A 22,565-nucleotide genomic window follows, 5' to 3' on the forward strand; every position below is an offset into this window, starting at 1 on the left:
CTGAGCGATGGCAGCTGAAGGGCACGAAGATGGCGACCAAATCCTGATTTTGGGAGGCGGCATTGCTGGATTGGCAGCGGCAAATTCGTTGTCACTGGCTGGTCGAAAAGTCTTGGTGATTGAGGCGAGCGACCAGCTGGGCGGAATGCACGCGTCAAGAGATATTGGGCCATATACGTTTGATTTGGGAAGCATCTTCTATGAAGATACGGCGTCACTCCTGAATTTGGCGCCGGGCCTGCGTGACCTTTGTCTGCAGAAAAAGCGCACACAGCGACGCATTTTGCCAGACGGGACGCTTCGCCATTACCCGATCGAGCCTAGGGACGTTTTGGGGTGGCCCATTGGCAAATTGATGTGCGCTGGATTTTCCATGGCATGGGCGCGCCTTTTCAAACGCCTGGATGGCTCATTACAAGGGATTTGCGCCGCGCGGCTCGGGCCTGTCCTGTTCCGAGAAACTGGCTTGCGCGACTACACGGTGCATTTTAACCGACTGCCACCTGAAGAGATCGCCGAAGCATTTTATCATGAGCGCATGAAGTTTGTGCATCAAGCCACCGAAGTTCGCCGTGTGTTCAGATCTGCGTGGCGCGCTTTGCTGGGCCGTCCGTTTCGGGCCAAGCCCCGCGCCCCGCTCTATTATCGCCCGCGATCTGGCTATGGGACGCTTTTTGAGCGCATTGAAAACGTGCTTCGGGCGCGTGGTGTGGCGTTTGTGATGGGGGCAGAGGTGACACGGATCGTTCAGGATGGCGACGGTGCGATTGTCGAAACCTCTGCTGGGTCTTTCTCTGGAGCCGGGGTCGTGGGGGCGATGTCCGTTGATGCGTTGCATGAAGCCTGTTTTGGAGAGCGCAGCGGCTTGGAAAGTCTTGATCTGTTGTCTTTGTTTGTTTCTGCGGAGACGCTGTCTGAGGAGGCGGGGGATGTCCTGTTCAATTTCCACAGCGGGGGGGGATGGAAACGTGCAACGATCTATTCGCGCCTTTACCCGGATGCGGATGTTACGCGAGAGTATTTTACCGTTGAGTTGACCGTACCGAGGGACGAGGTGCCCGACGCGCAGGGTGCTTTCGACCGGCTCACTGAGCACCTTTCAGAGCTTGGGATTGCGACTGGTTTGCGCCTGGAAGGATCACATGTATCCGCGGGCGCCTATCCGCTGCTGTTGCGGGGCAAAGGGGCGCAGGCGCAAACCGTTATCAAACGTTTGCAGGATGCTGGGGTGCATCTTGTTGGGCGGCAGGGGCGTTTTGAATACCTGCCAACCTCCAGCAAAGTTATTGCGCGCACCGAAGAGGAACTTGAAAATTCAGGCTTGTGAGGCGGAACAGTGCATTAAGTCTTGCGATATTGCAGGCGGTTCGAGGTAGAGTGTTCGTAGATTTTGAAAAGGATTATAAAATGGCGAGCTTTGTCATGCGTGTTGCGCGCTTTTTGAGTGTTGCTGTGTTGGCAGTTGGTGCACAGCAAGGCCAGGCGGAGTCTTATCGCATGGTTCCCGGCGATCGTGTGCTGATGACGTATTCTGCACAGGGTGTTTCTTCTGAGATGACTGTAAACATCGACGGTGAGTTGCGGCTGTTGGGCATTGGCGGGGTCAAGGTCGTTGGAGATACGTTGGATGAAGCCGAAGCGCGGCTTGGGGAAAAGATTGCGGCCGAAGGTGTTTTTCTAGACCCTAAAGTGTCTTTGCAGGTTTTGTCCTATGCTCCGGTGATTGTGTCGGGGGATGTGACGTCGCCGGGGCAATACCCTTATATTCCCGGGATGACGATCGCATCAGCGTTGGCGCTTGCGGGGGGGAGCGAGTTTTCCGGAGTTAACCGGTATGAGCTTGAGCGGGCGCGGATTGAAACCACCGGCGCGATCAGAGCGATCAATCTGGAAATCGCCGGATCCGTTTTGCGGATTGCACGATTGGAAGCTTTGCTGGCAGGGCAGCCGGAGATTGTTGTTTCGGATGCGCTGAATGCACGTATTCCTGCACCAAATGCCGTGGCAATGGATCAGCTGCGGGACGCGGAGGAAGGTTTGTTTGTGACCACGAGCCAACTGGTGACGGAAGCATTGGAAAATTACGATCAAGAGATCGAGCTGCTGGGGCGGCAACTCGCTTTGTTTGAGAACCGGATCGCAGTGCAGCAGGACATTGTTACGACCACAGAACGTGAGCTGAAAAAGGCACAAGATTTGCAGACCCGCGGCCTTCAAACAGCGACCAGATTGGCCTCTGTGGAACAGCGAGATGCGGACGCACGTGCCCGTGTTCTGGAGTTGGAAGCCGCACGGATTGGGGCGGTGCAGGCCCTGGCTGAAGCGCATCGCGCGCGTAACCTATTTGAGAGCCGCCGCCGGGAGGGCTGGCTGGAGGAGCTGCAGACAGCGCGGCTCAGCCTAAGTGACAGCGAAATTGACTACGCTCGCAGGCTTGAGCATCAGGCCGCACTGTCTGGCAATGTCGTGAGTGCAATCATGGCCAGTGAACTGCTGACGCCTGAATTTCAGATCGTATCATCGCGCGAAGGGCGTGAGGCAGAGACCACAAGCGATCTGAACGATATTCTGTTGCCGGGGGAGCTTCTCATTGTACGGTTGCAGCACTCTGGAAACTAAGAGGGGCCCACGGGTGAGTTGACGCCGCAGGCAGGTGATGCGCATGGTTTGCGCACACCTGATTTTGTGTGAAAACGACGGTTGCCAGCAGGTCTATTGGGTTTGGGTCGTGGCCCGCTCTAAGGTGATGCGGTACCGAGTAAGGTCCCCGCGCTGACTTTTGCCTGCAGCAACAACAATCTCCAGTGTGTCGCCAGATTTCATGCTTAGGGGTTTGCGCTGTATTTCTACCGGATTGTCGTGGGAAGCGCGTTCCTCCAGAAGTGGTTCGCCATTCCGCGAGAGGCGGACGATGACGCCATCTTCGGATTTTTTGCCCGGTTTGAAATGCGCGGTGAGGGTGATATCCTGAGGATGTTCGGCCGTGAAGACGTGTACAATGTCTTTGGAGGTTGAGGGCAGCAACGTTTCAGCAGTGAGGCGAATGCCCTTGTGATCTGGATGGCCGCGCCAAGGGACCCAGGGCACGTTGGGGCGATCTTGACCAGGCATAGTGAGCAGTGGGACGGTTTTTTTGCCTTCTTTCGCGAAGCGGTCAAATCCGTCACCTTCTGCTTTGTGCGCGTTTTTTTCTGGATAGGAAAACTGATAATAGCTGTCTGCGATCAAGGGCAGTTCTCCGAGCGTGAACGGCGTATCGCTGTCTGAAATGACAATGATCGGCGTCTCGGGATCCAGAGACTCTGGGGGAGAGGAGACAGGTTTGCCGCTGAGATCAAACACCTGCGCTGCGTCGCCTAGCTTGAAGGGGCGCGCGGCCCCCCAAATGACATATGTGTTGTTGCCAAACTTACATCCGTACGTGAACTGGTCTTCGGAGATGTCCGTGACCACTTTGCCTTCCATGTGTTTGGCCACCGTGCGGTAGGCCAGGCCTGCGGAGGTGAGGCGGCCATTTGGCGTGAAGAGGGGGACAGTGCGTCTGCCCCGCAGGTTGGCAGGAAACCACATGGCTTTGGTGACGCCAGCAAGTGCAAATTGACAATAGTTTTTGACGAGATGGTTGCCCGCCGATTTCACGCTGTCGGTCCCAAATTCGGTCACTTCAAACGGCATGTCTTTCAAACTGGGGTGCCAGCGCAAAACGGCCATCTGGCGCGTGAATTGCTCCGCAGGGGTGCTGTAGGGATGGATTGCAACAGCATCCATCCATTTTCCGCCACCTGAATCCATGATCTTCCAGAGCCAGCTGCCTGGAAGGGAGTGGGTTGCACCACCAAGAATGCGAATGTCTGCGCGGCCGGCACGTGCGCCCTGTGAGGCCGCCTTAAGCATTTTCAAATAGGCCTGAGATCTTTCAAGTGGTGCCATTTTTTCCAAAGGACCACGCACGAAATTGCGGCCGTTAAACTCATTTCCCACTTCGAGTGTCTCAATTACTGGAAAGCGGCCAATGACTTCTTTGGTGTATGCTTCCAATGCGTTGAGCGCTTTTTTGGACTGGGGTGTATGACCATTGTCGTAAAGGGGGTTTCCCCAATTGATGACGAGCGTCAGTTTATTTTTGTCTTCATCCAGTAAGTCTTTGTATGCGCGTCGCGGGCCTGAGAACTCATAAAAGCCGGGCTTTTTTTCAACGCGTGCCCAATTCATACCGTCACGCAAATGTTGCACCCCAAGACTGCGCACAAACCCAAGTGTCTGTGGCTGAATTCCCTGAGAAAAATTTGTGACTGCGCCCAGGGTCGGGGCTTTTTGTTGCGCATGAACAATTGGCGCGGCCAAAAATATTGTCGCGATAACGCTAAAGCACTGTTGGGCAATGGGTAACATATAACAATCCGTACATTTTCTACGCACAGTTTGGCAAATCCAACGTAAATTTCCATGAAAAAGACGTGCCCACCAATAGGAAACGCTTTGTTTGTCAAAACTTTGTTAGAAAAGAGGATAATGGCAGTAAGTAATTTTCGGTATATTGACCTTGAAGGCGTATTTGCGCAGAAATCGATTTATTGATGTTTGTGAATTTGGCTTAAGGTTTTGGGCAAAGGAATGTTTCGTGCGGGATCTAGATAATCGCATTGCTGTTGTGATTTGTTCGGTCGGCAGGCCAGATGAGCTGGCGGATTTGGTGCCGCATCTTACAAAACAGACGCGTATGCCCGACCGCGTGGTATTTGTTGTCACCAAGCCAGAAGACGCACCACAAGATCTGACAGCGCCCTTTTCAGAGGGGACAGAGGCGGTTGTGCTTTATTCGGACAAAGGGCTGACCAAGCAGCGCAACATGGGGCTGGATGCAGTCCAGAATGACTGCGATCTGGTTGTGTTCTTTGATGATGATTTTGTTCCATCGCGCTATGCTCTTGAGGGCATAGAAGGTGCTTTCGCCGCCTGGCCGGATGTCAATGGCATGACCGGTCATCTGATTGCCGATGGTATCAATGGTGGCGGGTATGAGGCTGCTCAGGCTGCGGATATGGTCGCGCAATATGATACGACGCCAAGGTCTGAGCCGACTGTGCTGCGGAGCGGGCTGGTGGGGCTTTATGGGTGCAATATGGCCTATCGGTTGTCCGCGGTGGGGGAAACGCGCTTTGACCCCGCACTGCCGCTGTATGGATGGCAGGAAGACATCGATTTTGCGGCACAGATTCCGGGGGAGCGCATCAAAACCGATGCATTTAGCGGCGTTCATTGCGGCACGAAAAATGGCCGTGAGACCGCGGGTGCGCGCCTTGGCTATAGCCAGTTGGTGAACACTTGGTATCTGTGGCGCAAGGGCACAATGAGCGGACGCTTTGCGTTCAAATTGGCGGCGCGCAATATGATCGCAAACCATGTGAAGCTGCTGCGCCCGGAGCCGTGGATTGACCGTAAGGCGCGCGCTATTGGAAATTGGCGCGCTGTTAAAGATATACTGACCGGAATTGCGCATCCAGAACGTATCCTGGAGTTCTAACGGATCTCTCTTTTTGACGGCGGTTAGCGCACTGAGCGCTGAATGCAAATTGTCAGCAAATTATTGCCTCTTTAATTGGAGCTCTGTCGAGCGGCAGATCTCTGGTTTGGATCGCGTATGACGGTTGTGTGTTTTCCTTGTGGGATAATTCTTGAAATTATTAGTTGATTTCCTTTGTTGATGGATTTGTCTCCTCCGGGAGTGGCCAGGAGGCGTTACTTTGTAATCACTGAATTTTTTGAGATATTTGGTGCGCCCGAGCCATGAGCTAATTCTTTTCGTGGCATTTTGTATGCCTTGGCGAATCACCTTTGAAAGAGTCGTTTTGAGTGCTGAAAATCAAAGTGATTTGCAGTTCTTTCATGCCTGTTTTTTGAGAAATTGGCCCGTGAAACGGCAATGTTTGCGTGGTGTAGATCGGCAAAAAATGGCTAAGTCCTCAAAATTGCTTGAATTGTTTCTAAATTATAAACTAATTCTTCATTTTCTTGGCGAATCACCTTTGCCATGGTAAATATTAATGGACAGCTCTTTTCAAAACTTGGGCTGCGTTTTTATAAAAACGACAGGTTTGAGTGGGCTGCTAGGACTAATTCGATTGATGGTCACGCAAAGAAATTTTAATCAAATTTGTTTGACCGCGAGCAAGAAATTCTATTTGGGAAGGTAATATGGCTACTGTAATCAATGGTGACGGGGGCGACAACGCGCTCGGTGGTGGTGCGGGTCCTCTCGTACTTAATGGCCTTGAAGGTAACGACACGCTTACCGGCAGCGCTCAGGAAGATACGCTAAGAGGCGGCATCGGGAATGACAGCCTTGATGGCGGCGATAGTGTAGACGTGTTGAATGGCGGTGGCGGTCTGGACCGCATGGACGGTGGAGCTGGTAACGACCGTATGCGCGGCGACGGCGGCAATGACCGCATGGATGGCGGCGAAGGCAACGACAAGATGTACGGCGGGAAAGGCAACGACCGCATGGAAGGCGGCGAAGGCAATGACCGTGTCTATGGCCAGGATGGCAGCGACGCTGTATCCGGTGGCGATGGCGATGACGTCATTTTCGGCGACAGCGCGGGCGACGGCAACGATGACGAAGGCTTTGCGGACTTCTTTGTCTTCGACAACGACGATGGCAACGACCGTGTGTTCGACTTTGAAGAAGGCATTGACCAAGTATACCTGTCCGACGCGGTCGATACGTCCGGCGTGACCGTGAACTTTGATGGTAACAACACTGTCATGACTTACGGCGCAACCACTGTGACCTTCTTTGACTCTGAAGTGACTTTGGCTGATATCATTACTTCCGCCGATTTCGCGACAGTTGAGGATCTTCCATTTGCGTAAGACTGCGTAAAACGGAGAGTGAAAATCAAAAGAGCCGAGGGATACCTCGGCTCTTTTTTTGTTTCAAAGCAGTGGCTTGATGCATCGCCACAGGCGGTTGCCAGCATTGGCCCAAGTGAGATCCTGCGCGCGAGATTTTCCGTTGTTGCGCAGAGTGTTGGCCAGTTCAGGATCTTGCAAAACCTTAAGCAAAGCTGATCGCCATTCCGCGGTATCTTCTGGGTCGATCAAAAGCGCGGCGTCGGCGCATACTTCAGGCATTGCGCCTGCATTGGCTGCCACCACAGGTGTGCCACAGTGCATGGCTTCAACAGGTGGGAGACCGAACCCTTCTGTTCGGGAGGGGAAAGCGAAAACGGCGGCATGGGAATAGAGCGTTTTGAGTTCGCTATCGGATACGAATCCTGTAAACACAGTGCCTTCAGGTGCGTGCCATCCCTGTGCCGCATAGGCTTCTGGGCCGGGGCCTCCGGCAACCACCAGTTTAATGTCGCCCGGGAGCGCAGGAGTCATGGCCTCAAAGACACGAGCGATGTTTTTGTAGCCTTTGGCCGTGCCCAGAACCATCACGTAAGGCTGTGCGTTGAGTTGGTGCTTGTCCAAGATCGCCGGGTCGTGCTCTGCGTCGATGATATGGTCGGTTCCATTGTGAACCACGTCAATTTTGTTGAGATGTCCGACACGATGACGCGCCAAAGACTGGCGTGAAAACTCAGAGACGGTCAGCACCCGCCGTGCCCTTGCGCCAATCAGAGGGAGCAGCGCACGATATGCAGTGGCCTGGCGACCGGTGTAATCTGATGGGAACAGATAGGTTTGCGCATCATGGATCATGACAACTGAGTTGCCGTGCAAAACAGGGGCGAGATTGCAAAAGTTGACAAGCAGGCTTTTGCGCGCAAGGCGGGGCAAAGTGAGCATTTCCCAACCCTGACCTGCACCAATTTTACCGGGGCAAACTTCAGGAACCAAGAGTGGGAAATGTGGATCCGTGTCTACGCTGCGCGGTGTGAGGAGCCTGACGTGGTGCCCCTCTGATCGTGCCCGCTCAATCAAGAGGGAGGCATAGTGAGCCGCTGTGCGGTGCACCCCATTCAAAGACGCCCCCAGAAATTTGCCGTTTATAACGATTTCAGTCATAAAATTATTTACCAAGTTTATAATTGGCTTCCTAAATTACAATTGTTGGGCATTCCGCCCAAAATAACCAGCGCGACAACGGCTTAGCGTTGCATAGGTTTCGCAAAGCCGTATGCTATTGAGTGTTTGCTGGCGCAGCAAATGTATTTTTTTTGAAGGGGCGTTTCTGTAGGGAATGCCTGATTACGTGGATTAAAAATATGGATGTTTCTGTTTCCGCTCTACCGCCTTTGCCAAAGGATGAGGCGCTTCTGAAACTCATGCCGAATCTGTTTGTGATTGGCGCTTCTAAATCGGGATCTAGTGCGCTTCATGCCTATCTAAAGGCTCTGCCAGGGGTGCAGATGAGCCTGGAAAAAGAGCCCTGTTTTTTTGTGGATCAGTCGGAGTTGGAATCTGCTTGGCCAATTATGGCGCGCGAATCCTGTAGCCACGAATGGGAGGCTTACCTCAGGCTTTGGCAGGGGGGCGAAGATGCAACATATCGTGGCGAAGGCTCTGTCTATTACAGTCAGTGGCCGCATAGATCCGGTATTGCTGCGCGTATTGCGAAAGCCGCACCTGACGCGCGCATTATTTATACGGTGCGCGAGCCTGTTTCCCGTGCAATTGGCCATTATTGGCAAAGATTCAAAGAGTTTCAGGAAACCCGCTCAATAGAAGAGGCAATCCGGGAAGATCCGCTTTACCGGGATACTTCTGACTATGTTCTGCAAATGGAGGAGTATCTGCATCATTTTGATCGCTCGCAGATAATGGTTGTTGTTGCGGAAGATCTACGCGCGAAACGCCGCGAGACTTTGGCCGAAGTGATCGATTGGCTTGGATTGCCGCCTTATGAGTTTGAGGAGGCCGAGATTACAGAGCGGCATAAGTCGCCACCGACATCGCGGCGCGAACGTTTGCCTTTTGTCAGTACCATTCGCAATTCGGGTGCTTGGCGGACTATGCGGCAGATGCTGCCAACAAGTGCGGTCAATTTCTTGCGGTCTCAAGCCACTGTGACATTTGACAAAAAAGATGTGGATGAAACGGCTGCGCGGGCTTATTTGGCGGCTTATTTTGAGCCAAAGATGGCTGGCTTTGAAGAAGCGATTGGTCGCCCATTGCCGGAGTGGCGCAGCGCGATCGCATCCTACACATAGCAACGGCGCTGCTGCGTCCGCTTTCAATGAGCCGCGATTTCTGCGGATGCGATCGCGGACGTGGCTGCCCCATCCAGAGCTTCGTTGTGTAAGCGATAGTCTGCCGCGTAGTAGTTTTGGATGAAATTCTCTACATCGTTGCCGAGGTCTACAGCTGCATAGCTGCTTGAGGCAGATGTAAAGAGGCCGCTGTTCATCCAAAGAGGGTGAAGCGCTTTCTTGACGCTGCGCGGCATCAACGTGCGGCCGGCAAAGCGCGCCATGGGCTGGATGGTTTTTGCCCATTTCTTTGGCTGTTTGCGTGCGTGATCGTGGCCGATGTCAATAGACAGGCCGGTGGTTGTCTTCACCCAGTCACAAAGCATTGCCGTGTCTTTTACCGCAAAAATGCCTGTCACCATTCGTTGACCATCCAGGTGGGTGAAGTCGACCTGTCGAACGAAGTGTATGTAGGTTTCATCATAAAAGCGGTCGCGCGCAGACAGCCAATCGCAAACATTACGGGCCTCTTCAATAACGGCGGGATCATCGGCGCGAATGGCACCCGCGTCATGAAACTCTTTCATGCGTTGCATCAAAGCGGATAAAAATCTGGAGCGCGGCTCTCGGGTGAGTGCGAAAGTGGTGGCGCCTTTAAAGGCGGACCAGGTGTTTGGCAGATGCTCTGCAATCAGCCACAATGGCATGTGAGACGGCTTAAATTGCCCGAGCTGCGTGTGATGAAAATCGCTTTCTACAGCCTCTTCCGCGGCTTGTTCGGAGATATTCAGATCTTCCGCCAAGGCTGTGTAGGACAAGCCGCCACTTGCTTTCAGAGCTTTGACGACGCTCATGCCGCCGTTTTTGGGAATATGAACAAAATAAGCATTTGAAGAAGGGATATGGCGCATGTTTGGCCTCTGACTGATTATAGATTTACGTTGGATTTCATCCAGAAAATACACTGAGCGTGAACACACGCAGCTTTGAGGAAATATAGAGAACAACCCCGCCAAGCGCAGCCGCCAGCATCAAACCGACCGACAAGGCGGTGAGCTCGGCTGTGAAAAGGTCTTGTAGATTGGACCAGAGTGCTGTGAGCAACAGGTAGTACAGCCCCACGATGGCGAGGGCTGTTGCGAAGCTTTGAAAAGCGGGGCGGGTTTCGATGCCTGCGCGATGTAGGACCATAAGCGCAGACAAGGAATTGAGCATCATGATGGCCGCTTGGCTCCATGCCAGGGCCGCGAGGCCAAATGGCGACGCAATGAGCACCGATGCAATCGTCAGTATGGTCCATACCAAGTTAAAAAGCGCCACCAAGCCAGTGCGATCGCGTGCAGCAAGAGCTGGCTCTAAAATCAAGCTTCCGACGTTGAGGACCGAGCGTACCGCGATGGCGGCTGTGACCGTCAAGGCTGCAAGGTAAGCGGGATCGAAGAAGAATTCGACCACAGTTGGCGCCATGACGACCACGACCGCAGCGACAATTCCTGTGAGCAGTACGATTGAGCCGGTGAATTTTTTAAGCGGTGTGCTGAGCTCGGCGTCTTTGCGTGCCGCCGCGCCGAACTGGGTTAAGGCAAAGCTGCGCAAGGGCTGTGCGACGATGTCGGTCGCACCAGAGGCAAGCCGGTTTCCGAACCGGTATAGGCCCGCCTCTGCGGTGGTGAACATCAAGCCAAGCATAAGGTCGCCAGAGTATCGGGACAGGAAGTTCAAGAACCTTGCCCCATAAAGGCCGCCTGAGAATTTTGTGGCCTGCCGCGCCAGATCCCGGCGAAACACAAAGCTGGGCCGATCTGGAGAAAAGAGCAGGTACAGCAGGATCGCCGTCAAGACGCGCAGATAGCGAAACGCGACGAGGGCAAACAAAGACTGCCAGGTCCACAACAAGATTGCGCCGCCGACCAAAGCGACAAGATTTTGCGCAAACATGATTGAAAAGTGGGTGTTGACGGCGCCCCTACGCAACAGGACTGCGGAAAACCAGGCGCCAGCGCCGGCCACTGGTTGAATGGCGGCAAGGAGAACAAGCACCGGAAAAAGATCGGGCGCATCAAAGACCCAAGCCAATGGCCAGGCAAATAATGCCAGCAAAGAAGCCGCCAACGTTGCCAGGCCGGTGATCATCCAGAAGGCGGTGCCCAATACCAGTTTGTCATCTTCTTTGGCATTCACGATCCATTGGTAGAACCCTGAATAGGTCATCGTCTGGATCAAGGTGATGAACACGATGGCCAGTGCATAAACGCCATATTCAGCAGGCGCCAGAAAGCGGGCGGCCAAAAGAGTGATTACGAAAGTGGCGACTTGCTGGAGTGATCTGGCAATGAGAGCAAAAAGCGCAAGCCCGATGCGTTTCATGCGGTTCGGACTCGCATCCGCGGTTCCGGAGGGGGAGTTTTTAGTCATGATATAAAAATGCTATATAAATAATGCTTTTGGAGCATTTAATTGTCACTACTCAAAAAATAAAATCTGCAGAGCACGCTGCCATGCCTTACGCGTTGCATACAACATAAGGGGCGCGTATTCCTACAATTAATGCAGATTGTTGAAAGCACATTTATATCGTTGATTGTCCTTGCTGCGGTTTTAAGCAGAGGCCCCTTTGTTGGGATCAACTATTTTTTTGCAGTCATTCCTTTTGGAATGATGGCGGCAATCAACCTGCCTGCGATTGGCGGTACATCTTTGATGACCTACGATCTTGTTTTGTTAAGTTTGGGTGCAATGCTGATTTTGCGGCGTGGGATTGCCGATGACATCATGCGCCTTATGGCGCCGGGGCAGCCGGGTCTGACGCTATTGCTTTTTTATATTTATGCCGTTTTCGCCACGATGTTTTTTCCCAGGATTTTTGCGGGAGAAACTGAGGTTTTCGCAATTGGGCGGGTGGCCGGGCAGGTGGGAATTGTGTCCCGACCTTTGGCGCCCAATGGCGGGAACCTTTCCCAATTGGTGCGCATGACACTGGCGGTTATGGCGTTTCTGATCCCAGCAATTGTTGTGATGCGCCAGGGCGGCGTGAAGGTCATTTATCGCGCAATGCTGATTGTTTCGCTTGTGCATGCGGGGCTGGGCGTATTGGATTTGCTCACGCAGGCGACAGGCACATCTTTCTTACTGGAGCCGATCCGCACCGCAAACTACGCGCTGACCCTAGGCCAGCGGATGGCGGGGCTTGACCGGATGATTGGAGGATTTCCTGAAGCCTCTTCATATGGCTATGTGTCGTTGGGGCTCTGGGGCTATTGGTTGGGCTATTGGTTCCACAACAAGGGCAGATCCAAACTTCCTGGCATTATGGTCTTGGTTTTTGCCTTCCTTGTGATCCGTGGCACGTCATCTTCGGCCTACGTCGGGGGAATGCTGTTGATTGTGGTGTTTGCTGTGATGCGCTTGCGCGAGATGGGGCTTTCGCAAAACGGTTTGATTGATCGGCGGCTGGCGGCCGTTGGGGTCTGTGTCGTTGCGGTGCTGCCACTCATGATTATGAGTCTGTATATGGCCTATGCGCTTTCTCAAGGATTTGCGGATTTCATCGATCGCTCTTTGCTCAACAAGCTGGAAAGTGACTCCGGAACGGAGCGTATGGGGTTCAATCTGCAAGCTTTGCGGAACTTTATGGATACTTGGATGCTTGGGGCTGGGTTGGGATCTGTGCGTGCGTCCAACTGGATTGCTGCGGTTTTGGGCACCACAGGGCTGATTGGGCTGGGGCTGTTGGTGACCTATTTGGCACAATTGTTTTCAATGTCTGCACGCGGCGCATCTGACGAAGCCAAGCATATGATGATCGCTCTAAAGATGGGGATGGCGGGATGCTTGGCGCGTGCGCTTGTGGTGAAGGGAACGCCCAATTTAGATTTCATATTTTTCGCGATGGCGGGTTTTCTTTCGGGTTTGGCGATTAATTTAATGGCCAAGTCTCGCGGTCCTGTATCTGAGACAGGAGGGACGGATGGAGGGCTCTTCGCTCCCGGGGCATAAGTCCGGACGCTTGCATTTCATTCAATATCTGCGGGGCGTCGCGGCGATTATGGTGTTGGTGCACCATGCGCTCAATGCGAGAAGAGGGGTGTCTCTACCTTTTGAAAGTGATGTGAACGTCGGTCGCTTGGGGGTGCTGATTTTTTTTGTCATCAGTGGGTTTGTGATGATGCATGCCTGCCGAAACGAGGCCGTTGGAGACTTTCTCAAACGGCGTTTCATTCGTATCGTGCCTTTGTACTGGTTGCTTACTTTGGTCTACCTCGCGGTTCTTTTGCCCAATGATCTTGCTGCGGGTGACCCGTTCAGGCGAGCTGGCGCATTGGTGCAGTCTTTCTTTTTTATCCCGCATTGGCACACCGGGGTGCCGACCGAAATATGGCCAGTTTTAACACCGGGGTGGACGCTCAATTATGAGATGTTTTTCTTTTTTATCTTCGCCATAGGCATCGGGGCGGGGCGACCGGCTCAGGTCAGTACTGCGATTCTGTGTGCGTTGGTTGCGGTCGGCTGGCTTGTGCCGATGAGCTCACCCATCTTGATGACCTGGACCAGTGCGTTTCTTTTGCTATTCGTCGCTGGGATGTTTTTGGCATTGCTCTGGCAGCAGTTTGATTTTTCGATTGTGCGCTGGGGGCTGCCCGTTGGGCTGTTGATCGTTTTATTGGAGGCGATAGATTGGGTGCCGCAGGAATGGGGTGTATTTGCATATTTTCTAGCAGCGATAATGGTTGTTGCTGGTACCTTGAGTTGTGAAGAACGTTATCCAGAAACGAGACTTAAGTTTCTGGGGCTTCTGGGGGATTCCAGTTATTCGATTTATTTGTCACATACGATCCTTATGATCCCCTTATACAAGGTGTTGCAATTTTTGCCTTTGTCGGGCTGGCCACAGTTTTTGGTGGTTTTTTGTATTGCGCTGGCAATCTGCACAGGATGTGGGATCTTGCTATATCGGACCGTGGAGCGCCCGGTAACGCGTCGTTTGAGAATTGTATTTGATAAGCCTCATTCGAAAGGGAGGTAGACTTGATAAGAGAAGTGATCAAAGGCGTTGCTGGTTCGAGTGCCGCAAGACTTTCGCCGCAGTGTGATTTTTCGAAATCGATTTTCATTCTGGCGCATATGAGATGCGGATCAACGGCCCTTTCCAATATCCTGTGCTCACGCCCGGAGATTAGCGGGTATGGAGAGGCGCATATACGCTACGATAAAGAAGCATCTCTTGGTCGATTGGTTGTAAACCAGACGCTTCGCCGCGCCTGGAAACCCAGGGCGCCGTACCTTTTTGATAAGATCTTGCACAATCGTCATGATGCAAACGCTCCAGACGCATTCTATCAAGGGCGCGCAATTTTTGTGATCCGCCCGCCAGGTGCGGCGATTGCTTCTATACGGAAGCTATATGCAGACCTCGGACGTGACGAGTATGGCTCTGACGCGCTGGCAGCGGACTACTATCTGGCGCGGGTTGGTATGATGGCGCACCACTGGGCGCGGTTTGACGACGCGCACAAAATTGGAATCACGCATCGCGTATTGCTGACAGAACCGGAACGCGTATTGGCCCAGATTTCAGAACGCTTTTCTTTTTCGCCAAAACTTGAAAATCGGTATGAGAGTCCGGCAGCGTCGCGCAAAGGTGGTGGAGGTGATCCCACCGTAAGCGGCAAATATACACGCATTCAGGCGATCACAGCCGCGCCCAAAGCCGATCCGATTGATGATTTGCAGATTTCGGACCGATTGCGCAGCGATGTCGTGGCTGCCCACGAGAACTTTGTTGACCTTATAAGCGCCAAAGAAATGGCAGAGGATGAATGCGTGGGTTAGCGCCTGCCCAGAGTCATTTCTGAGCGCGATTGTCGCTATAACGATTTTTGGCGGCTTGCGTTTTGGTCGCATTTAAACATCTCACCAACGTCTTTAGAGCCGTGTTTTTCAGTGGTGAGTGTTCGGCGAATCTTTGCCGAAAAAGTCTCGATTGGGTGGTTTATGGTGGTCTATTGGGGGCAGGGATTGTTTCCGATTTTTAGTGTAGTTCATCTGATTGCTTTTGAGTGTTGATCTTTGTGATGCTGCAAGTGCTCGGTTTTTGTGCGGATGCCTTGTGGAATAGTTGCAAAATATTCAACTAGTGATTGCTTTTTCGCTCGTGACATTATGCGTATTCTTGTTCCAGCTATGCTGTGTATTCCGCTATTGGAAGTGTTCTAATCCGCAGTTTCGGTCCTTTTACGATGGGTCAATTTCGGCGTATTTGCAGTAGATTTCATTGAGTACCTATTTGATTAATAATAATTTTCATTTTTGATTGAGCGTTGAGTGAGTTGCGAGCAGAGACGTTTTTCGGTCTGAAGTTTACATTTTGACAAAATGAGAATGGCTCCAATTTCTTCTTTTAAATGAACGGAGGGTGGGTGGCTTGTCGCTCTCTGCGGTGCAGAAAAAAATCTCGATTTTGAGAAGTTAAAATTTACTTAAAGCGAGAATCGGAATAGCTTCAAAAGCACTACAAAAGACTTTTCGTAAAATCCCTGAGTTCTATTTGAGTTTTGGTCATGAAAGATATTGTGGAAGAACGCCTATTGTTCGCAAACCAGAGCTTTTCTGGTACTCAAGAACACAAACGAACATCCGGCACCGCGCTTCGCAATTCGGCGAACTATTTTTATCGCCGCTATGGAAAACGGGCCTGTGATATTATTCTGGCCGTTTCCCTGCTGCCCGTTTTGGTTCCGGTTATTTGCGTTTTGTGGGCTGTCACCGCGCGTGATGGCGGGAGCGGGTTTTTCGGACATGTGCGCGTCGGTCAGAATGGGCGCAAATTTAAGTGCTGGAAAGTCCGGACGATGGTTGTGGGCGCCGAAGAGAAATTGAAAGCCTATTTGGCTGAGAATCCTGAAGCCGCAAAAGAGTGGGCTGAAAACCACAAACTGGCTGATGATCCCCGGATCACGAAGTTTGGAAATTTTCTTCGGAAAACCAGTTTGGATGAATTGCCGCAGATTTGGAATGTTCTGACGGGTGAGATGGGGTTTGTCGGGCCGCGCCCAGTTGTTGAAGATGAGCTGAGTAAGTACGGGAGCGGTGCACGTTTCTACCTTGCGCAGAAGCCCGGTATCACTGGGTTGTGGCAGGTATCTGGCAGAAACAGTGTTTCCTATGATGAGCGTGTTGCCATGGACTTCGAATATCTGCAGCGAACAAGCTTTAAGTTTGATGTCAGCATTTTGCTCAAGACTTGGCAAGCTGTGGTGAAGCGCACTGGCTGCTGAGTATCGGCACAAGTGTTATTTTGTGAAGGCGCTCGTTTGAGCGCCTTTTTCTATTGAAAGTGAGCGTTAAAACTGGCGCACGCCCAACTAACTTAACTTGCGAACAGTGTTCTGCGAATCTGGGAAATTGGAGGCGAGTACCGGAATCGAACCGGTGTACACGGATTTGCAATCCGCTGCGTCACCACTCCGCCAACTCGCCATCCGTGGTGTTTCGAGTGTGTCTCGAAAGTGGCGCATACATGGGCCGAATCTTGGGTGGGTGCAAGCCCCTTTTTGAGAATGACGAGAAACATGAAGCGAAAAAAACGTTGTTAGCATCGGATGATGCCAACGGGAGCGGAGGCAGACTTGTCACATACCACGGAAAAGACACGTTGATTCCGTTGCCGCGCCTTCTCTGTTGTGGCAAGACTGCTTTAGCGACGCAGCAGTGCATGAGAGTACAATGGCCGATTTTGCCCAGCTTCGCACGACGATGGTGGATACGCAGGTGCGGCCATCCGACGTGACAAAATACACGGTTATCGACGCTTTGCTGTCGGTGCCCCGGGAAGCCTATGTGCCCTCAGGTCAGCGGGCAGCTGCGTATGTTGATGGCTGTGTGCCATTGGGGGCGGAGCGTGTTGTTCTGGATGCACGTACTTTGGCGAAGATGCTTGATGCCCTTGATGTTCAGAAAGACGATCTGGTGCTCGATGTGGGGGCTGGTTTGGGGTACTCTTCAGCCGTCGTCGCGCATATGGCGGAAGTGGTCATCGCTGTGGAAGATGACACTGATCGGGCAGCTGAGGCGCAGAGCAATTTCAACGAACAAGGTGTGGACAATGCGATTGTTCACTGCGGACCTCTGTCAGAGGGGGCCATGGCGCATGGGCCCTATGATGTGATTTTGGTGCAAGGCGGTGTGCAACAATTGCCTGACGGGCTTCTGGGGCAGTTGAAAGACGGAGGCCGGATCTGTGCGTTGTTCGTAGAGGGCGCTCTTGGCATTGCGCGTATCGGATACAAGTTAGATGGCAAGGTGAACTGGCGTTTCGCGTTCAATGCGAGCGCTCCGGTGATGCCTGATTTTGAGAAACATCGTGCGTTTGAATTATAAACAGAACAGGCAAACAGCGCGGATACGGAAAGAGGCAGTTACTATGTTTCACTTTTTGAAGAAGACAGCCAGACGTGGCGTTGCTGCATTGGCGCTCAGCACCAGCTTGGCAGGTTTGGCAAGTGCAGAGACGCTTTCAGATGCGCTCGCAGCTGCGTATGAACACAGTGGCTTGCTGGAGCAGAACCGTGCGCTTTTGCGTGCGGCCGATGAAGACGTCGCGGCCACGACGGCTCTGCTACGCCCAATCGTGGATTGGTTTGGCAGTGTAAACTATGACTATGTGGGAACACGGTCTGCCGCCACAGGAACGCGGACGACCGGCTGGACGCCTGACGCGACCTTGGGCATCTCCGCAAGTATCCTGCTTTATGACAATGGCGCTTCAAAGTTCGCTGTCGAATCTTCCAAAGAAACGGTGCTGGCCACCCGTCAGGGACTTGTGTCGGTCGAACAACAGGTTTTGTTTGACGCCGTGCAGTCGTTCATGAATGTGGTGCGTGACGATGAGATTGTTGATCTTCGCATCAACAACTTACGTCTCTTGGAGCGAGAATTGCAGGCCGCGCAAGACCGCTTTGAAGTGGGTGAAGTGACCCGAACCGACGTGGCCTTGGCAGAAGCGCGTCTCGCAGGGGCGCGTGCGTCTTTGGCTGCGGCGCAGGGTGATCTGGCTGCGAGCGAAGAATTTTATGCGGCAGCCATTGGCACCCGGCCTGGAAACCTTGTGACCCCCACGAGCCTGCCGAGCGCGGCGAACTCAATCGAAGAGGCAAAGGCGGTTGCGATCCGGTCCCATCCCGACATGCTGCGCGTTCAGCATGAAATCCTCGCATCGGAGTTTCTGGTCAACCGTGCGCGTGCCGCATTGGGGCCGACAGTGCGATTTGATTCCCGTGTTTCCACTCGCCGGGTGCTTGACGAGAACACGTTCCAAGATGGGATTGATCTCGGGGTTACACTGAGTGGGCCAATTTATCGCGGCGGTCAGCTGTCGGCTTTGTTGCGTCAATCCATGGCGCGTCGCGATGCAGTGCGGGCGTCGCTGCATTTGACACGGCACAACATTCGCCAGCAGGCCGGGACAGCTTGGTCGCGTTTCATCGCGTCAGGGTCACAGATTCAGGCCAGTGTTCGACAGGTTGAAGCTGCGCGTATTGCCTTTGAAGGTGTGCGCGAAGAGGCCAAGCTTGGCGCGCGTACCACGCTTGATGTTTTGACTGCTGAACAAGACCTGCTTGATGCGGAAGCAGATAGAATCACTGCACAGGCGACACAAATTGTGGCGGCTTACGGTGTTTTGTCTTCGATGGGTTTGCTGACGGTTGATCACTTGAACCTGCGAGTCGAACGCTATGATCCCGAGGCCTATTATAACTTGGTCAAGAACGCGCCTGCTTTGAGATCTGAGCAGGGGCAGAAGCTCGACCGTGTACTTAAGGCAATTGGTAAACAATAACATTTTTCCTATCGGTTGTGCGGTGGTTCGCCGCTCGCTACACTTCCTGCGGGGTAAGAGCGGTGATCACGTATGTCTGACGCGGTAACGAATACGGAAATAGAAGACGTGCTGACATCAATCCGACGATTGGTGTCAGACAATAAGGGTGCTGAGGAGCGCGCAGATGGCTCTGCGGTCGATCAATCAGAAACCCCTGTTGAAACACAGACTGTAGCTGAAGAAGCTGTTGAAGAAGATGCGCCAGAAGCGTTGATGCTGGTTTTGACACCAGCTTTACGTGTGGCTGATGCGGAAGATGCGGGTTCTGACACGCTGAGTGGTGCGATTGACAGCGCTGATGAGTTTAGCTTCGAGGAGGCGCTTGCCGAGGAGCTTAGGGCTGACATTCATGAAGCAGCTGAAGAGGCGGGTGATGTCGCTTCTGGCGATGCGTTTTCTGATGACGATCCGTTGGATGCAGAAAACGTTAGCGATGCGTTGCCTGAAGAAAGCGATGCTCATGAAGCGCGAGAGTGGCTTGATGCAGACAGTACAGATCATGGATCGGATGAGGGGGCGTTCGAGCCTCCGTCTTGGCAAGAAGAGCCTGACGTGAGTGAGGGCACGTCTGAGATCGAAGACGCCAGCCCACATGAAGACGTAGACGAAGAACAGCCGTTTGATTTTCAGCAGGTGCTTGAGCAGCGTATCCGGCGGTTCCAGCATGTGGAGGACATGCAAGGCGTTGAGGACGTGGTTGCCGAGGTCGAAGAGTCTGATGCTGAAGAGTTCAGTGCAGCTGTATCTGGCGCTGCGATCGATGCGCTTGAAGACACGGTTCAGGAACAAGTTGTGCGTGCGATCCACGCCCCGGCAGAAGACGCTCCGTTGGAAGATCTGCAGGAGCCAGCTGAAATTGACGAGGCAATGTTGCGGGATATGGTTGCAGATATTGTGCGTCAAGAATTGCAAGGGGCGCTTGGCGAGCGGATCACACGGAACGTGCGCAAACTGGTGCGCAGAGAAATTCACCGTGCTCTTGCAGCTCATGATCTTGGATAATACATCCGCTGCTGATTTTCAGTTGAATTGAGAAACAAAAAACGCGCCCTTTTAGGCGCGCTTTTTGTTTGGCAGCATGGCGCGTGCTTCAGGCAGCTTCGGCCTGAGCAGCCGCATTGCGGCGTTCGCTTTCTTCGCGCGACAGCGCGACGGAGGTGCGGATACCTTTGCCGACAAATTCCATCAGCCCTTCGACCACTCGTTCATTGGGGTCAATCCCGGCGCAGGACAGCACTTCGCGACCGTCGCGAGATCGCGCCCAGCGCGCGATTTGTTCCGGCCCATTGCCGTACTTTTTGTCATCCGCAATGGCATCATCCAACGCAGCCAAAACAACTGCCGCAAAGAGTTTGCGGGCACGGTTGCCTTGTTCATTGTTGTAAGCCGCTGCATCAACGAAATCGGTCATCTCGTCGTCCTTGTGTTATTGCTCTTGTGTTTTTCGGCGTGCCGCTCCTTATGAAGCATTCCGCGCGATTCGGGTAGCCTGTTTTTGCATAGCTTCCATGCGCTTGACGCATATCGCCTGAAAATTGGGCTTCGGACTTGGGCTCCTTGCCAGCTGCCGACTGGCCAGATATAGGATGCAAAACAACCCAATCAACCTTTTTTCTATCGGTTTCTGAACATGCCCAAGATCAACGGAAATGAAATTCGCCCTGGCAACGTGCTGGAGCACAACGGCGGTCTTTGGGCCGCCGTCAAGGTCGACCACGTCAAACCCGGTAAGGGTGGCGCGTTTGCACAGGTGGAGATGAAAAATCTCCGCAATGGGTCCAAACTGAACGAACGGTTCCGGTCCGCTGACAAAGTGGAGCGCGTGCGTCTGGAGCAGAAGGACCAGCAGTTTCTCTATGAAGATGACGGCATGCTGATCTTCATGGACACCGAAACTTATGAGCAAAATCAGATCTCTGCGGAGCTTCTGGGCGAGCGTCGTCCGTTCCTTCAGGACGGAATGACCATTGTTGTGGAATTCTATGACGCAGAGGCGTTGAACGCGACGCTGCCGCAGAAAGTGATCTGCAAAATTGTCGAGACTGAGCCGGTTGTGAAGGGTCAGACTGCGGCGAACTCCTTCAAGCCGGCGGTGCTGGACAATGGTGTGCGCGTGATGGTGCCACCGTTTGTTGGGCAGGACGAAGACATCGTCGTGAACACCGAAACCATGGAATATTCCGAGCGCGCATAAGCCGCGTCAGGACCTTTCCCCCAGCGCGATCTGCCGGGGGCAAAACCCAAAAACCTCCGGCCAACAACCGGAGGTTTTTTATGATCCGCATTTTAGCACTAGATGAGATCGGCATGATCCTGCCGCTTTCGGCGCAGGTACAAGCGATTCATGCGGCCCAACACCCAGAACAATACTGCGCGGAGGTGCCGGAGGCTGCGGCCAGGGTGTTTTTTGAGGAAAAGATTCGCGACGGTGCGCAGCTTTTTGTGGCTGAAGATGACGCTGGCGCTGTCTGTGGGTTCTTACTCGCGGTGCCAAACCGCCGAGAAGGCAATCCGTTTGTGCATGCCAGTGCGCTCGTGGAGCTGGACCAGATCTGCGTGGATGAGCGCTGTCGCGGGCAGGGCGTCGGCGCGGCCCTGATTGGCGCGATGGAGCACTGGATGCAGAATGAGGGTTTGGGGGAATGGAGATCGGTCGTGCATGACTTCAACACCCATTCCCAGAACCTGATGCGCGGGCAGGGGGCAAATGTGTTGGCGTTCAGGTTTCAGAAAACCCTTGCGACATAGTAGGTTTAGCCTTTGTAGGTGACGGTGGCCTCTCCGGCGGTCATGCCGTCTCCTGCGCGATCAAACCGCAGATAGGCCAGTGCTTTGTCGCCGGACTGACTGTAGAGTTTGCCGACCTCGCGTCCGTCGCGCAGGATCGGTGTGCCCACAGGCGCTTGGCCCTCGATCTCGACCAGAGCGAGGCCTTTGCGCAGCTCAGTTTTGTGTTTCATGCGGGCGGTGACCTCCTGACCCACATAGCATCCTTTGCGGAAGTCCACGCCGTTGAGGCGTTCAAACCCCATCTCCAGTATGTAGCTGTCGCCATCAAGCTCAATGCCGGTGGTGGGCACTTGATGGGCCACGGTCAGCGCGGTCCAGTCTACGGTGTCATTGCCTTGCGGAGCATCCCGATAGGCACGCCAGCCAAGCTCGGTGTCACGCGGGTCGGGAGCGCCATCCTCTGGCGTGTTGCCAAGACCGCGATGCAGGTGCAGTTCGGTTTCAGAAATCGCCACATCCGCGCGCAGTTTGTACATGCTGAGACGTTGGATCAGCGCGGGGGCCTGATCTGCGTCTGCGTCCAGCAGAATGTCTGCGCCGTCGCGTTTCAGAAAGAAATCCGCGATGTACTTGCCCTGAGGCGTGAGCAGCGCGGCATAGAGCAGACCATCGCTCAGATGGTCCAGATCGTTGGTCACAAGCCCTTGCAGGAAGCTTTCGGTGTCAGCCCCGCTGAGGCGGAGGATCTTACGTGCGGGCGTGGTCATGCGGTTCGTCCTGTTCTTGCGTACCCTTCTCATATAGAAGCGCTTCTGCCG

At 53.4% G+C, this 22,565-nt stretch carries 20 protein-coding genes and 1 tRNA gene; 14 read left to right on the forward strand and 7 right to left on the reverse strand.

Annotation, left to right across the window (positions count from 1 at the left end; all coding sequences use genetic code 11):
* The first annotated feature begins 7 nt into the window (after positions 1-7).
* Entirely contained in the window at positions 8-1,327 is a 1,320-nt protein-coding gene (locus J7413_RS15110) for an FAD-dependent oxidoreductase (RefSeq protein WP_209099674.1), read from the forward strand.
* A gap of 80 nt (positions 1,328-1,407) precedes the next feature.
* The gene (locus tag J7413_RS15115) at positions 1,408-2,619 is read left to right on the forward strand and encodes a polysaccharide biosynthesis/export family protein (RefSeq protein ID WP_209099676.1); all 1,212 of its coding nucleotides are present in this window, start codon (positions 1,408-1,410) and stop codon (positions 2,617-2,619) included.
* Between the two features lie 93 nt (positions 2,620-2,712).
* Here the strand turns inward: J7413_RS15115 and J7413_RS15120 are convergent, their stop codons facing one another.
* Positions 2,713-4,212, reverse strand: a complete 1,500-nt coding sequence (locus J7413_RS15120) for a hypothetical protein (protein WP_209099678.1) — start codon at positions 4,210-4,212, stop codon at positions 2,713-2,715.
* 409 nt (positions 4,213-4,621) lie between these two features.
* On the opposite strand from J7413_RS15120, the gene J7413_RS15125 reads away from it, so the two are divergent.
* Together J7413_RS15125 and J7413_RS15130 are read left to right on the forward strand one after the other, a co-directional pair.
* Positions 4,622-5,524, forward strand: coding sequence for a glycosyltransferase (locus tag J7413_RS15125; RefSeq protein WP_209099680.1), 903 nt, complete (start codon positions 4,622-4,624; stop codon positions 5,522-5,524).
* Between the two features lie 671 nt (positions 5,525-6,195).
* Positions 6,196-6,876: a calcium-binding protein gene (locus J7413_RS15130; RefSeq protein ID WP_209099682.1), complete on the forward strand. Its 681-nt coding sequence runs from the start codon at positions 6,196-6,198 to the stop codon at positions 6,874-6,876.
* Between the two features lie 63 nt (positions 6,877-6,939).
* On the opposite strand, the gene J7413_RS15135 is transcribed toward J7413_RS15130, so the two are convergent.
* On the reverse strand, positions 6,940-8,016 hold the full coding sequence (locus J7413_RS15135) for a glycosyltransferase family 1 protein (RefSeq protein WP_209099684.1): 1,077 nt from the start codon (positions 8,014-8,016) through the stop codon (positions 6,940-6,942).
* Positions 8,017-8,216: 200 nt separating this feature from the next.
* Between J7413_RS15135 and J7413_RS15140 the strand changes: the two genes are divergently transcribed.
* Complete coding sequence (locus J7413_RS15140; protein ID WP_209099686.1) at positions 8,217-9,161, forward strand: sulfotransferase; 945 nt, start codon at positions 8,217-8,219, stop codon at positions 9,159-9,161.
* Positions 9,162-9,184: 23 nt separating this feature from the next.
* Here J7413_RS15140 and J7413_RS15145 read toward each other — a convergent pair whose 3' ends face one another.
* The gene (locus tag J7413_RS15145; protein ID WP_209099688.1) at positions 9,185-10,051 is read right to left on the reverse strand and encodes a hypothetical protein; all 867 of its coding nucleotides are present in this window, start codon (positions 10,049-10,051) and stop codon (positions 9,185-9,187) included.
* A 37-nt stretch (positions 10,052-10,088) separates the two neighbouring features.
* The gene (locus J7413_RS15150; protein WP_247743558.1) at positions 10,089-11,555 is read right to left on the reverse strand and encodes an oligosaccharide flippase family protein; all 1,467 of its coding nucleotides are present in this window, start codon (positions 11,553-11,555) and stop codon (positions 10,089-10,091) included.
* A 243-nt stretch (positions 11,556-11,798) separates the two neighbouring features.
* On the opposite strand from J7413_RS15150, the gene J7413_RS15155 reads away from it, so the two are divergent.
* The 4 genes from J7413_RS15155 to J7413_RS15170 all read left to right on the forward strand — a co-directional run bounded on the left by J7413_RS15155 (position 11,799) and on the right by J7413_RS15170 (position 16,414).
* The gene (locus tag J7413_RS15155) at positions 11,799-13,136 is read left to right on the forward strand and encodes a hypothetical protein (RefSeq protein WP_209099690.1); all 1,338 of its coding nucleotides are present in this window, start codon (positions 11,799-11,801) and stop codon (positions 13,134-13,136) included.
* Entirely contained in the window at positions 13,108-14,163 is a 1,056-nt protein-coding gene (locus J7413_RS15160) for an acyltransferase (protein WP_209099692.1), read from the forward strand. The genes J7413_RS15155 and J7413_RS15160 overlap by 29 nt, the downstream gene beginning before the upstream one ends.
* A gap of 332 nt (positions 14,164-14,495) precedes the next feature.
* A complete protein-coding gene (locus tag J7413_RS15165) occupies positions 14,496-14,969 on the forward strand; it encodes a hypothetical protein (protein WP_209099694.1) in 474 nt (157 codons plus the stop codon).
* A 728-nt stretch (positions 14,970-15,697) separates the two neighbouring features.
* Positions 15,698-16,414: a sugar transferase gene (locus J7413_RS15170; RefSeq protein WP_209099696.1), complete on the forward strand. Its 717-nt coding sequence runs from the start codon at positions 15,698-15,700 to the stop codon at positions 16,412-16,414.
* Between the two features lie 128 nt (positions 16,415-16,542).
* Here J7413_RS15170 and J7413_RS15175 read toward each other — a convergent pair.
* Positions 16,543-16,616, reverse strand: a tRNA-Cys gene (locus J7413_RS15175).
* Between the two features lie 246 nt (positions 16,617-16,862).
* Here J7413_RS15175 and J7413_RS15180 point away from each other — a divergent pair.
* The 3 genes from J7413_RS15180 (at position 16,863) to J7413_RS15190 (ending at position 20,019) form a co-directional block, all read left to right on the forward strand.
* Positions 16,863-17,516, forward strand: coding sequence for a protein-L-isoaspartate O-methyltransferase (locus J7413_RS15180; protein WP_209099698.1), 654 nt, complete (start codon positions 16,863-16,865; stop codon positions 17,514-17,516).
* A 43-nt stretch (positions 17,517-17,559) separates the two neighbouring features.
* The gene (locus tag J7413_RS15185; protein ID WP_209099700.1) at positions 17,560-18,975 is read left to right on the forward strand and encodes a TolC family outer membrane protein; all 1,416 of its coding nucleotides are present in this window, start codon (positions 17,560-17,562) and stop codon (positions 18,973-18,975) included.
* A gap of 72 nt (positions 18,976-19,047) precedes the next feature.
* The gene (locus tag J7413_RS15190; protein WP_209099702.1) at positions 19,048-20,019 is read left to right on the forward strand and encodes a hypothetical protein; all 972 of its coding nucleotides are present in this window, start codon (positions 19,048-19,050) and stop codon (positions 20,017-20,019) included.
* A gap of 88 nt (positions 20,020-20,107) precedes the next feature.
* Here J7413_RS15190 and J7413_RS15195 read toward each other — a convergent pair whose 3' ends face one another.
* On the reverse strand, positions 20,108-20,428 hold the full coding sequence (locus J7413_RS15195; RefSeq protein WP_058241212.1) for a DUF6280 family protein: 321 nt from the start codon (positions 20,426-20,428) through the stop codon (positions 20,108-20,110).
* 219 nt (positions 20,429-20,647) lie between these two features.
* On the opposite strand from J7413_RS15195, the gene efp reads away from it, so the two are divergent.
* Together efp and J7413_RS15205 are read left to right on the forward strand one after the other, a co-directional pair.
* Entirely contained in the window at positions 20,648-21,211 is a 564-nt protein-coding gene (gene efp / locus J7413_RS15200; protein ID WP_209099704.1) for an elongation factor P, read from the forward strand.
* Between the two features lie 80 nt (positions 21,212-21,291).
* Positions 21,292-21,765 (forward strand): GNAT family N-acetyltransferase, encoded by a 474-nt coding sequence (locus tag J7413_RS15205; RefSeq protein ID WP_209099706.1) that lies wholly within the window; start codon positions 21,292-21,294, stop codon positions 21,763-21,765.
* A gap of 5 nt (positions 21,766-21,770) precedes the next feature.
* On the opposite strand, the gene J7413_RS15210 is transcribed toward J7413_RS15205, so the two are convergent.
* Complete coding sequence (locus J7413_RS15210) at positions 21,771-22,514, reverse strand: folate-binding protein YgfZ (protein ID WP_209099708.1); 744 nt, start codon at positions 22,512-22,514, stop codon at positions 21,771-21,773.
* Between the last annotated feature and the right edge of the window lie 51 nt (positions 22,515-22,565).

The organism is Shimia sp. R10_1, from assembly GCF_017744095.1.
Lineage (GTDB): Bacteria > Pseudomonadota > Alphaproteobacteria > Rhodobacterales > Rhodobacteraceae > Shimia.